Source organism: Beijerinckia sp. L45 (genome assembly GCF_009765775.1).
In the GTDB taxonomy this organism is placed as follows: domain Bacteria; phylum Pseudomonadota; class Alphaproteobacteria; order Rhizobiales; family Beijerinckiaceae; genus RH-AL1.
In genome coordinates this window covers 1-10,211 of sequence record NZ_LMUU01000092.1, presented here as the reverse complement: position 1 = coordinate 10,211, position 10,211 = coordinate 1, and the positions used below count along the sequence as shown (strand labels likewise).

General features: G+C 66.5%; 12 protein-coding genes. 6 read left to right on the top strand and 6 right to left on the bottom strand.

Annotated elements, in window-relative coordinates; translation table 11 throughout:
• The coding region (locus GSQ79_RS09475; RefSeq protein WP_158808488.1) for an aldehyde dehydrogenase family protein at positions 1–563 on the top strand (563 nt) is incomplete at its 5' end.
• 44 nt (positions 564–607) lie between these two features.
• Here the strand turns inward: GSQ79_RS09475 and GSQ79_RS09470 are convergent.
• Together GSQ79_RS09470 and GSQ79_RS09465 are read right to left on the bottom strand one after the other, a co-directional pair.
• Positions 608–913, bottom strand: coding sequence for an EthD family reductase (locus GSQ79_RS09470; RefSeq protein ID WP_158808472.1), 306 nt, complete (start codon positions 911–913; stop codon positions 608–610).
• Positions 914–1,065: 152 nt separating this feature from the next.
• The gene (locus GSQ79_RS09465; RefSeq protein WP_246725223.1) at positions 1,066–2,091 is read right to left on the bottom strand and encodes a polyphosphate kinase 2 family protein; all 1,026 of its coding nucleotides are present in this window, start codon (positions 2,089–2,091) and stop codon (positions 1,066–1,068) included.
• 651 nt (positions 2,092–2,742) lie between these two features.
• Here GSQ79_RS09465 and GSQ79_RS09460 point away from each other — a divergent pair.
• Positions 2,743–3,276 (top strand): flavin reductase family protein, encoded by a 534-nt coding sequence (locus tag GSQ79_RS09460; protein WP_158808471.1) that lies wholly within the window; start codon positions 2,743–2,745, stop codon positions 3,274–3,276.
• 191 nt (positions 3,277–3,467) lie between these two features.
• Here the strand turns inward: GSQ79_RS09460 and GSQ79_RS09455 are convergent, their stop codons facing one another.
• Genes GSQ79_RS09455 through GSQ79_RS09440 form a run of 4 tightly spaced genes read right to left on the bottom strand, consistent with a single transcriptional unit; the run spans position 3,468 to position 7,251 of the window.
• Positions 3,468–4,400: an aliphatic sulfonate ABC transporter substrate-binding protein gene (locus GSQ79_RS09455; protein WP_158808470.1), complete on the bottom strand. Its 933-nt coding sequence runs from the start codon at positions 4,398–4,400 to the stop codon at positions 3,468–3,470.
• 12 nt (positions 4,401–4,412) lie between these two features.
• Positions 4,413–5,585: an FMNH2-dependent alkanesulfonate monooxygenase gene (ssuD, locus tag GSQ79_RS09450; protein WP_158808469.1), complete on the bottom strand. Its 1,173-nt coding sequence runs from the start codon at positions 5,583–5,585 to the stop codon at positions 4,413–4,415.
• 59 nt (positions 5,586–5,644) lie between these two features.
• Positions 5,645–6,406 (bottom strand): ATP-binding cassette domain-containing protein, encoded by a 762-nt coding sequence (locus tag GSQ79_RS09445; protein ID WP_158808468.1) that lies wholly within the window; start codon positions 6,404–6,406, stop codon positions 5,645–5,647.
• The gene (locus tag GSQ79_RS09440; RefSeq protein ID WP_158808467.1) at positions 6,406–7,251 is read right to left on the bottom strand and encodes an ABC transporter permease subunit; all 846 of its coding nucleotides are present in this window, start codon (positions 7,249–7,251) and stop codon (positions 6,406–6,408) included. The genes GSQ79_RS09445 and GSQ79_RS09440 overlap by 1 nt, the downstream gene beginning before the upstream one ends.
• 435 nt (positions 7,252–7,686) lie before the next feature.
• Here GSQ79_RS09440 and GSQ79_RS09435 point away from each other — a divergent pair, with 435 nt between their 5' ends.
• From GSQ79_RS09435 to GSQ79_RS09420, 4 genes are all read left to right on the top strand, one after another.
• Positions 7,687–8,361, top strand: a complete 675-nt coding sequence (locus GSQ79_RS09435; protein WP_158808466.1) for a PspA/IM30 family protein — start codon at positions 7,687–7,689, stop codon at positions 8,359–8,361.
• A gap of 28 nt (positions 8,362–8,389) precedes the next feature.
• Positions 8,390–8,662: a YiaA/YiaB family inner membrane protein gene (locus tag GSQ79_RS09430; protein ID WP_158808465.1), complete on the top strand. Its 273-nt coding sequence runs from the start codon at positions 8,390–8,392 to the stop codon at positions 8,660–8,662.
• Positions 8,663–8,825: 163 nt separating this feature from the next.
• Positions 8,826–9,827 (top strand): MoxR family ATPase, encoded by a 1,002-nt coding sequence (locus tag GSQ79_RS09425; RefSeq protein WP_158808464.1) that lies wholly within the window; start codon positions 8,826–8,828, stop codon positions 9,825–9,827.
• Position 9,828: 1 nt separating this feature from the next.
• Positions 9,829–10,211: DUF58 domain-containing protein (locus tag GSQ79_RS09420; RefSeq protein ID WP_158808463.1), on the top strand; the 383-nt coding region annotated here is incomplete at its 3' end.

Here is a 10,211-nt window from a genome sequence, read left to right as displayed (position 1 = left end):
GGCCGGGAACCGATCCCGAGGCCGAGATGGGGCCGCTGGTCACCAGCCAGCATCTGGCCAAAGTCAGCGGCTACATCGATGCCGGCGTCGCCGCGGGCGCCGAGCTCGTCGTCGACGGGCGCGGCCTGGCGCTGCAGGGCTACGAGAACGGCTACTTCATCGGCGGCAGCCTGTTCGACCATGTCACGCCGGACATGACGATCTACAAGGAGGAGATTTTCGGCCCCGTCCTCGCGGTGACGCGGGCGGCGGACTACAAGAGTGCGGTCAAACTGATCAACGACCACGAGTTCGGCAACGGCACCGCGATCTTCACCCGCGACGGCGACGCGGCGCGCGAGTTCGCGGCGGAGATCCAGGTCGGCATGGTCGGCATCAACGTGCCGATCCCGGTGCCGATGGCGTTCCACTCCTTCGGCGGCTGGAAGGCGTCGCTGTTCGGCGACCACCACATGCACGGGATGGAGGGCGTGCGCTTCTACACCCGCCTGAAGACGATCACGAGCCGCTGGCCGACCGGCATCCGCGCCGGCGCCGAGTTCGTCATGCCGAATATGAGCTGACGTTTAACGCCCGCGCGGTTCGCGCGGGCGCTTTTGGAAGAGGCTTAAACCGTGGTCTCGTCGAGATAGAGAATGGTCGGGCCGACGGGCGAGTAGTTCGGGATGTCGGCGACGGCCGCCTGGCCCTCGGGCGTGCCGAACGCGTCGAGAATGGCCTGGTGGCTGTCGAACGTGCCGATGAAGCACCAGAAGAAGGCACCTGGTGCCATGTCGAGCCCCGAGGCGGGCCCGAAGCTGAAGCTGCGCAGGCCCGGCATCTTCTTCACGAGCGGCATGTGGACGGTGCGGAAATGCGTGTCGAACTGCGCGGGATCGGCGGGCTTGGGATAGAGAACGATCACTTTGCTCATAAGGTCTCCCTTCGAGCGCTTCCGGCCCGGTGAAATCCCGACCGGTTAAGGCGCTCTTCGCTTGGCCGGCGTCGCGAGACGCGCCCCGGCCAAGCGACGCCGGTCTAGCGAAGGCGGCGTTGCTTGTCGACCGCGGCGCGGCCCGGGTTAGGCTAGTCGCGCTCCAACGCGGCCCGCGCCTGCGCGTTCGCGGCGCGATCCTCGGGTGTCAGCGGCGGCGGCTGCAGGTCGAGCGCGCTCAACGCCTCGATGATCGCCTCGACGACGACCCAGCGGGTGAACCACTTGCGATCGGCCGGCACCACGAACCACGGCGCCTCCGGGGTCGCCGTCGCCGCGATCACGGTCTGGTAGGCCTCGTGATAGGCCGGCCATAAGGCGCGGGTCTTCAGGTCGCCGGCGTCGAACTTCCAGGTCTTGTCGGGATCGTCGAGCCGCGCCAGCAGGCGTTTCTTCTGTTCCTCGCGGCCGACGTTCAGAAAGATCTTGAGGACCTTGGTGCCCTCGTTCGCCAGGTGCCGCTCGAAGGCGACGATGTCATCCTGCCGGCGCTCCCAGACCCGCACATCCTGCGCGACGCGCGGCGGCAGCCGGCTCTGGCCGAGAAGCTCGGGCCGCGCGCGCCCGACGATCACGTCTTCGTAATGCGAACGGTTGAACACGCCGATCTTTCCGCGCTCGGGAAGCGCGGCCGAAATGCGCCAGAGAAAATCATGCGCAAGCTCGTTGGCGGTTGGCGCCTTGAAGGAAGTGACGGTGACGCCCTGTGGATTGACCCCCGACATCACGTGCTTGACCGTCGAATCCTTGCCGGCCGCGTCCAGGGCCTGCAGCACGACCAGGACCGACCAAGTGCCGTTGGCGTAGAGTTTTTCCTGCAGGGCCGCGAGGCGAGCCACGCCGGCCTGCAAGAGGTCTTCGGCGCAGCTTTTGACGAGGTCGGCGGGAAAAAGATCGTCCGGCGCGTGGTCGGCGAGCTTGAACCCATCGCCGGATGCGATGCGATAGCGATCCAGCACCTTGGTGATGTCCTTGGCGCTGAGTTTCTTCTGGTCGTCGCTGGTCTTGCCCGACATGTTGATCGCGGTGTCCCTGTCCGGCGCGTCGCGCGCCGCACCGACCCTATCATGCGCTCGGGCCGCGATGACAAGGCGGCCCCCGTCGAACGGATACCGCAACCGCCTGCGGCATCCGGTCAATAAACGTCCGTCGAACGCGACGTCGATACCCGTCAAAGCTTGATGTGTAAGTACCAGCCCGTAATCGACAGACCTAGCAACAGAAGAACGCCTGACAATATTTCTAGAACAAAAAGGTAGCGAACATATTTTTGCGAAACGCTTGCTAGAATGGTGGCACTTACAAGACAGCAAGCGCTGAGAAACAGCGCCATGGAAGGACCTCGGAAAAAACGACTCGTCCTGTAGGCTCTGGAGGTCGAAATGTCTTGCGCTACATTCGTATAAGGTTTGACGCTATTTCACGATACATAAGGCGGCGGACGATTTGTTTGCGCAGAACAGGCCCGTTTGACTTGCCGCCGCGTGAGCCCCTCGCCATAGGATTGCGGCTCGCGCCCTCATAGGGCTCAGGGCTGCCCGAACCGGACGGCCGTCGGCCAAATCATGCCGGCGACAAAATGCCTAGCCGGGAAGCAAACCGTCGTCGATGTGCTCCATTCAGGACATTTTTTCTTCAGGAAGCCGCGTTTTAAGCACAACATCTTGAATGCGCACGAAAATGCTGCAGTGCGTTGCTCGCATAGTCATAGCGCTCTACATATGGGGAAAGCACACGGCGCTCAGGCGCTTTCGATTGCGGGCAGACCCATGAATGCACCCTTGCCGACCGGCAGCCTCCAAGGCAGCGCTCCGCTCACCGCGGCAGACCCCGACGCGTTTCGCGCGGCGATGCGGCATCTCGTCGGAGGCGTCAGCATCATCACCGTCGGCTCCGGCGCGGCGCGCGGCGGCCTGACGGCGACGTCCGTCACATCGCTCTCCGCGGAGCCGCCGAGCCTCATCGTCTGCGTCAAGCAGAGCGCCTCCGGCATGCCGCTCCTCCGCAGCCATGGGCGCTTCGGGGTGAGCATTCTGGGCCATGACCATCAGGAGATCGCCGATCGTTTCGCCGGGCGCGACGGTAGCCAGGGTGCCGACCGCTTCGCCGGCGGCGAGTGGATCGGGCGGGACGGCTACCCGCCGGTGCTGGCCAATGCGCTCGCCTCGTTCGAGTGCGAAGTCGAAGAGCTGATCGAGAAGTTCTCCCACACGATCGTCATCGGTCGCGTCACGGAATCCCGCGCCTTCGGCGGCAACGGGGCGCTGGTCTATTGGCGCGCGGCATATGGGCGGGTCGCCTAGAGCGCTTTCCACTATGGTGGAATCACCAAAACGATTGGAAATCGCTCGCTTCTCAAGAAGGTAGAGCGATTTCTCGATTGCGAAAGTCTGCCACTTTTGTGGAAAACGTTCTGGCGGTAGCCAACCGCGTTCGAAGCGCCCTTTTGTGACCTCACGTTGGGGGCGCTGCGGACCGGTTTCGTGGCGAACTGCTACGCTGGGATCGCGTCCGCGATCCGGATCGCCCTCGGGATCAGCCCGAGCTTGAAGAACGTATCCGCGGTCGCCTGCTGCTCCCCGACGATTCCGGCGTCGACCGGACCGATGCCCCAGGTCTGGCGCGCCAGCGCCGTGGCGACGATCGGCTCCGGCAGACCGACAGCCGGGCTGACCACTGTTGCCGCGGCCGCCGTGGCGCCGATGGTCTTGGCGTCGATATCCGTCACCGCCGCTTTGAACGCCGCAATGGCCGCCTGATCCGTGAACCGCTTGGTGCCGAGATAGAATTGGCGGTTGGCGGCCAGACCCGTCGCGTCGGCGAGGACGCGGGTGTTGCCGGCGGCCTGTGCCGCCGCGAGATAGGGATCCCAGATCACCCAGGCGTCGACGGATTTGCGCTCGAACGCCGCCCGGCCGTCCGGCGGCGACAGGTACACGGTGGTGACGTCCTTGTAGGCGATCCCGGCCTTTTCCAACGCCCGGACATAGAGGACGTGGACGTTGGAGCCCTTATTCAGGGCGATGCGCTTGCCCCTGAGATCGGCAAGCGTCTTAATCGTGCTGCCCTCGGGCACGAGGATGGCTTCGCTCCGCGGCGCCGGCGGTTCCGTGCCGAGATACAGGATCGGCGATCCCGCGGCCTGCGCGAAGATCGGCGGCGTCTCCCCAGCCGTCCCGAAGTCGATGGCGCCGGCGCCAAGCGCCTCCATCAGCGGCGGCCCGGACAAGAACTCCCGCCACTCCACGTCATAGCCGAGCGGCCTGAGCTTCGATTCGAGAACGCCGCTCGTCTTCAGCAGCAGCAGGTTGCCGTATTTCTGGTAGCCGACGCGCATCACTTTGCCGGCGGCGCGTCCCGGCGTCGCGGATACCACGACCATCGCGGCTGATGCGCCGACCAGGGCACGACGCGTAAGGACGGTCATCGCACGCTCCGCTTAAGACGCGGAGACATGCGCGGGCGGTGCGTAGCTGTTGCCGATCATCTCGCCGAACGGGCCCCGATGGGTCTTGGCTGTCGCCGGCGCCTTGGTGCCCTCTGCCAGCGGCAGCCGCGGCAGCACCAGTTCGGCGAAGCGATAGGCTTCTTCCAGGTGCGGGTAGCCCGACATGATGAACGTGTCGATGCCGGCGCGCATATATTCGCGCATCCGTTCCGCCACGGTCTCGGCGTCGCCGACGAGGGCCGTGCCGGCGCCGCCGCGCACCAGACCGACGCCAGCCCACAGGTTGGGGCTCACTTCGAGCTTGTCGCGCTGGCCGCCATGGAGCGCGGCCATGCGGCTCTGGCCGATGGAATCCATGCGCGCATACAGTTTCCGCGCGTCGGCGATGGCCTTCTCGTCGACGTGTTCGATGAGCTTCGCGGCGTCGGCCCAGGCTTCTTCGTTGGTTTCGCGGACGATGACGTGCAGGCGGATGCCGAAGGTCATTTCGCGGCCCTGTGCGGCGGCGAGCGCCTTCATGCTCGCGACCTTGGCGGCAACGGCGGCCGGGGGCTCGCCCCAGGTCAGGTACTTTTGCACGACCTTCGCGGCGACGTCCTGGCCGGCCGGCGACGAGCCGCCGAAGTAGAGCGGGGGATGCGGCTGCTGGACCGGAGGATAAAGGATCTTGCTGCCTTCGACCTGCAGGTGCTTGCCGGCGAAATCGAACGTCTCGCCCGCGAGCAGCCGGGTGTAGATCTGCAAGAACTCTTCGGTGACCTCATAGCGCTCGTCGTGGGCGAGGAAGATGCCGTCACCCTTGTTCTCGACGGGGTCGCCGCCGGTGACGACGTTGATCAGCAATCGGCCATTGGAGATGCGATCGAGCGTCGCCGTCATCCGGGCCGCGACCGTCGGCGACTGCAGGCCTGGCCGCACCGCCACGAGGTAGCGCAGGCGGGTGGTCAGCGGCACCATGGCCGAGGCGATGACCCAAGAGTCCTCGCAGGAGCGCCCGGTCGGCAGCAGAACGCCGTAATAGCCGAGCTCGTCGGCCGCCCTGGCGACTTGCGACAGGTAGCCCAGCGAGATGCTCCGCGCGCCGTGGGAGGTGCCGAGATAGCGGCCATCGCCGTGCGTCGGCAGGAACCAGAGAACGTTGGCTTCGGTGGGTGCGGTGCTCATGAACTCTTGTCCGTCTGGGATCGGCGGACATGGCGATGCCATCCCGCCGGATCTGAGAATTAAGCGGCCACGGCCGCCGCAGGTTGCAGCAAGCGGGAGAGAATGCGCTCTTCGAGGGCGGCTGTTTCCATAGCGCCGCGACGACGCGGCCGCGGCAGATCGACCTCGACGTCGAGCGCGATGGCGCCGTTCTCGATCATCACGACGCGGTCGGCCAGGGCCAGGGCCTCGCGGACATCGTGGGTGACGAGGATCGCGGTAAAACCCTGCTCGAGATAGACGCGCTCGATCAGGCCCTGCATCTCGATCCGCGTCAGCGCGTCGAGCGCGCCGAGCGGTTCGTCGAGGGCGAGCAGTTTCGGCCGCGAGACGAGCGCGCGGGCCAAGGCGACGCGCTGCTTTTGACCGCCGGAGAGCGTCGCCGGCCATTGCGTCGCGCGGTCGGCCAGGCCGACCTCGCTCAGCGCGTCGAGCGCGCGCGCCTGGGCGTTCAATCCATCGCCGCCTGTCAGACCGACTTCGACATTGGCGGCGACGCGCGCCCAGGGGAGCAGCCGCGGCTCCTGGAACATCACGCGGACGTCGGATTTCGGCAGTGGCGCGTGGCGCGCCTCGCCGAACCAGAACGACCCGGATGTCGGAGTGTCGAGGCCGGTCAGCATGCGCAGCAGCGTGCTCTTGCCACAGCCGCTGCGGCCGACGATGGCCAAAAACTGCCCGGCGGGCACATGCAGGTCGAGGTTCGAAAGCACGGCGCGGTCGCCAAAGCTCTTCGACAGGCCGCGGGCGGTGACGGCGAGGCCGGTTGATACGGGGCTCATCAACGGGCTCCGGTCTGCACGTAGGCCGGGTTCCAGGAGAGGAACAGCCGCTCCAGCACCCGGACGCTGCTGTCCGCAAGCTTGCCGAGCACGGCGTAGATGAGGATCGCCAGCACCACGACATCGAGCTGCATGAACTCGCGCGCCTGCATGGCCATGTAGCCGATGCCGGACTGGGCCGCGATCGTCTCGGCGACGATCAGGGTAAGCCAGGTGATGCCGAGCGCGAAGCGCAGGCCGACGAAGATCGAGGGCAGGGCGCCGGGCAGGATGATGCGCCAGAACAGGGTGCGCGAATGCATCCCGTAGCTGCGGCCCATCTCGACCAGCTGCGGATCGACGGCGCGAATGCCGTGCAGCGTGTTGAGGTAGATGGGAAAGAAGACGCCGAGCGCGACGAGAAACAGTTTGGCCCCTTCGTCGATGCCGAACCAGACGATGACGAGCGGGATCAGTGCAAGATGGGGCACGTTGCGGACCATCTGCAGCGTCGTGTCGGTGAGGCCGTCCGACCAGCGCGACAGACCGTTGGCAAAGGCGAAAGCCAGGCCGATGCCGCCGCCGACGATCAGGCCGGCGAAGGCGCGCATCGCGCTGACCTCGACATTGCTCAAAAGTTCGCCGCTGAGGGTCAGCCGCCACGCCGCCTTGATGACATCAAGCGGATTGGGAAGGATGCTCGACGACAGCGCGCCGGTGGAGGCGGAAACCTGCCAGGCCACCAGCAGCAGAACCGGAACGAGCCAGCCGAGCGATGCACCGATTTTGAAAGCGGGCCTGCGCGGCGCGGCGCGCTTGGCTTCGCGTCCGAGCGCGGCATCGGTCATCAGTGTTGCATCAGTCATCGAGGCCTCTGGATCATCAAGTCGACGGCACGCGTCGGCCGCCGGCCCGGCCTTTGGGAGGCGCGCCGGAGACCCGACTAAAGTGGGGTAAAAGGGGGGCGGCGTCGATGAAACCGAAGTTCGTATTTCAGCGGGATCGGAGGCGAATGTTTGCCGTAGAAGCATTGGGGAAGAATAATCTTCTCCGTCAGGCCTCGACCCCTTGGCAGGTCGCCGTTACGGCCTGATTTCAAAAGCCAGCCGCCTTGCGAGTGCTGTCGCGGTTTATCTGCCTTGGGACGCCAGAAGCGTCAGCCCGCTCGCGATGTGACCATGCCGTCGCCCTCCGCCAATCGACCGATGCGAGACCGTGAACGACGTTCAATTTTTTCTTGATCCGGCGTCAGAAGCATGCGAAACATGACCTGTGAACGTTGTTCATAACGGAGTTGAGCCATGTTGCTAAACTTGAAGTCCCGTATTGCCGACCTGCTTCTTCCCGAGCGCAGCCACGTGCGGGAAAGTGACCGGGACCTGGACCGATCGCTCGCCGCGGCCGGCGACGCCCACGTCATGGCGCGGCGGGCCCTCGCCCTTGCCGTCGCCGAGGAAGACCGTGAGGCCCAGCGCCGCGCCGCTCGCGCCGCCGATGCCGCGGATCTTCAGGAGCGGGCCGTCGCAGCGTTGAAAAGCGGCCGCGTCGATCTCGCCGCTCGTGCGGCCGATGCGATCGCCGCGATCGAAACCGAGATCGCGGCATCAGTGGCCGCGGCCGACCGCTTCGCCGAAAATGTCGGGCGCGCTCGTCGCGAGGTCGAGGCGCAGCGCCGCCGCCTGGCCGAGCTCGATCGCGGCCGCCGCCTCGCCCTGGTCGGGTCGGCTCTCGCCGGTTTCACACCGGCCGCCGACGGATCGGATCCGATGACGCGCGCCGAAGCCGCGCTGGTCCGTATCGAAGCCGCCAACGCAGACCGTGAGGCCGTCCGCCTGGCGTTTGCGCCGCCGGCCGCCACGGTGGCGGACGACCTCGCCGAAGCCGGCTTAGGCCGTCCCGCCCGCATTCGCGCCTCCGACGTCATGGCGCGGCTGCGGGCCATCGCCGCGCCGCCCGTTTCTCTTCCCGAAGCCTGAGCATCCCCTCTCGAAAGGATCGAACATCATGGACCATGACACCCAGACCATCGGCCGCCCGACCTCCGCCTGGATCGCGTTCGGCTATCTCTCCTTCGGCATTTCCATCGCCATGGTCGGCGGCGGCATTTTGTTTCTGCCCCTCGATTGGTGGGTCAAAGGCTACTTCGCCATGGGCGTGCTGCTTCTCGTGCAGTCCTGCTTCGCCCTCGCCAAGAACATGCGCGACATCCACGAGGCCGGGCGGTTCATCAACCGGATCGAGACCGCGCGCACCGAAAAGCTCCTGAGCGGCGCCTGAAAGGCGCGCCCGGCTGCCGAACCTGGGGGCTTTTGGGCCCCCACGTTGACAGCAGTGGTTCCTGACCGTCACATTGCCGTCGTCAGATCAGCGGCTCCGCCCTCAGGGTTGAAAGCGATATGGGCCCTCGAGGCCCCGCGACTGACCCGGGAGGTTATGGTTGATGCGGGCGGATGCCGGATTCCATGCTGAGCAGCATGACGACGTGAGCGTTCAGGCGCGATTCGGAGACCTCAAGACATTTCTGGAAGACCGGCTCGTCGGCGCCTCGCTGCTCGTCGAGCGGCTGCTGATCGGACTGCTCGCCGGGGGGCATCTCCTCGTCGAAGGCTCGCCCGGCCTTGCCAAAACCCGCGCCGTAAAGCTGCTGTCGCAGGGCGTGCATGCGCCGTTTGCCCGGATCCAGTGCACGCCGGACCTGATGCCCGCCGATCTCACAGGCACCTCGATCTGGCGGCCGGACAGCGGCACTTTCGAGTTCGTGCCCGGACCGATCTTCCACAGTCTCGTGCTGGTGGACGAGATCAACCGCGCCCCACCGAAAGTGCAGTCGGCGCTGCTCGAGGCGATGGCCGAGACGCAGGTCACCGCGGCCGGCGTGACCCACGTTCTGCCCGACCCGTTCATGGTCGTGGCGACGCAAAACCCCATCGAGCACGAAGGCACGTTCCCGCTGCCGGAGGCGCAACTCGACCGCTTCATGCTGAAGGTGGAAGTTACTTTGCCCGATGCCGCGACGGAGCGGCGAATCCTCGACCTCGTCGAGGGCGAAGCCGCAGGCGAGCAGAACGCGTCGACCCTGGCGCCGATCGGCGCGGCCGAGATCGGGCAAGCGCGGGCGGCGGCGATGCGGGTGTTCCTGTCGCCGGCGGTGAAAGACTACATCGTGCGGCTGGTCACCGCCGCGCGGCGGCCTGACCTGCACCCCGCCATCGCCAGCAAGATCGAACATCCCGCATCGCCGCGCGGCACGCTTGCTTTGGCCACGGCGGCAAAAGCCCGCGCCTACCTCGCCGGACGCGACCACGTGCTGCCGCAGGACGTCGCCGACCTCGCCGCCGACATTCTCTCCCATCGCACGATCCTGACATGGCGGGCTTTGGCCGACGGGCAGACGCCGCGGCGAGTGATCGGCGAGTTCCTCGACGTCGTACATCCGGTGTAAAATGGTTGCCGGAGTCGATCTCGACGTCGATGCGCTGCTGCGGCTGCGGCATCTCGCGGCGCGCATGCGCGATCCGCGTACGCTCCCACGCTCGCCGATGCCCGGCGACATCATCCATCGCCGGCGCGGGCGCGGGCTGGAGGTGCACGACATCCGCGTCTGGTCGGAGGGCGACGACATCCGCCATCTCGATCACAACGCGACCGCCCGCACGGGTGTGCCGCACACCCGCACCTATCTCGACGAGCGCGAGCGGACCGTGCTGCTGATCGCGGATTTCCGGCCGTCCATGCTGTTTGGCACGCGCCGCGCGCTGCGCTCGGTCGCGGCGGCGGAGACGGTGGCGCTGCTCGGCTGGCGGGCGATTGCGCGGGGCGGCCGCGT

Bases quoted from the DNA above. Each gene is read 5' to 3' on its own strand.
- GSQ79_RS09430 (WP_158808465.1), top strand. From the start codon at position 8,390: ATGGACCATGACACCCAGACCATCGGCCGCCCGACCTCCGCCTGGATC.
- GSQ79_RS09440 (WP_158808467.1), bottom strand. From the start codon at position 7,251: ATGACTGATGCAACACTGATGACCGATGCCGCGCTCGGACGCGAAGCC.
- GSQ79_RS09425 (WP_158808464.1), top strand. From the start codon at position 8,826: ATGCGGGCGGATGCCGGATTCCATGCTGAGCAGCATGACGACGTGAGC.
- GSQ79_RS09435 (WP_158808466.1), top strand. From the start codon at position 7,687: ATGTTGCTAAACTTGAAGTCCCGTATTGCCGACCTGCTTCTTCCCGAG.
- GSQ79_RS09455 (WP_158808470.1), bottom strand. From the start codon at position 4,400: ATGACCGTCCTTACGCGTCGTGCCCTGGTCGGCGCATCAGCCGCGATG.
- GSQ79_RS09460 (WP_158808471.1), top strand. From the start codon at position 2,743: ATGAATGCACCCTTGCCGACCGGCAGCCTCCAAGGCAGCGCTCCGCTC.
- GSQ79_RS09445 (WP_158808468.1), bottom strand. From the start codon at position 6,406: ATGAGCCCCGTATCAACCGGCCTCGCCGTCACCGCCCGCGGCCTGTCG.
- ssuD (WP_158808469.1), bottom strand. From the start codon at position 5,585: ATGAGCACCGCACCCACCGAAGCCAACGTTCTCTGGTTCCTGCCGACG.
- GSQ79_RS09470 (WP_158808472.1), bottom strand. From the start codon at position 913: ATGAGCAAAGTGATCGTTCTCTATCCCAAGCCCGCCGATCCCGCGCAG.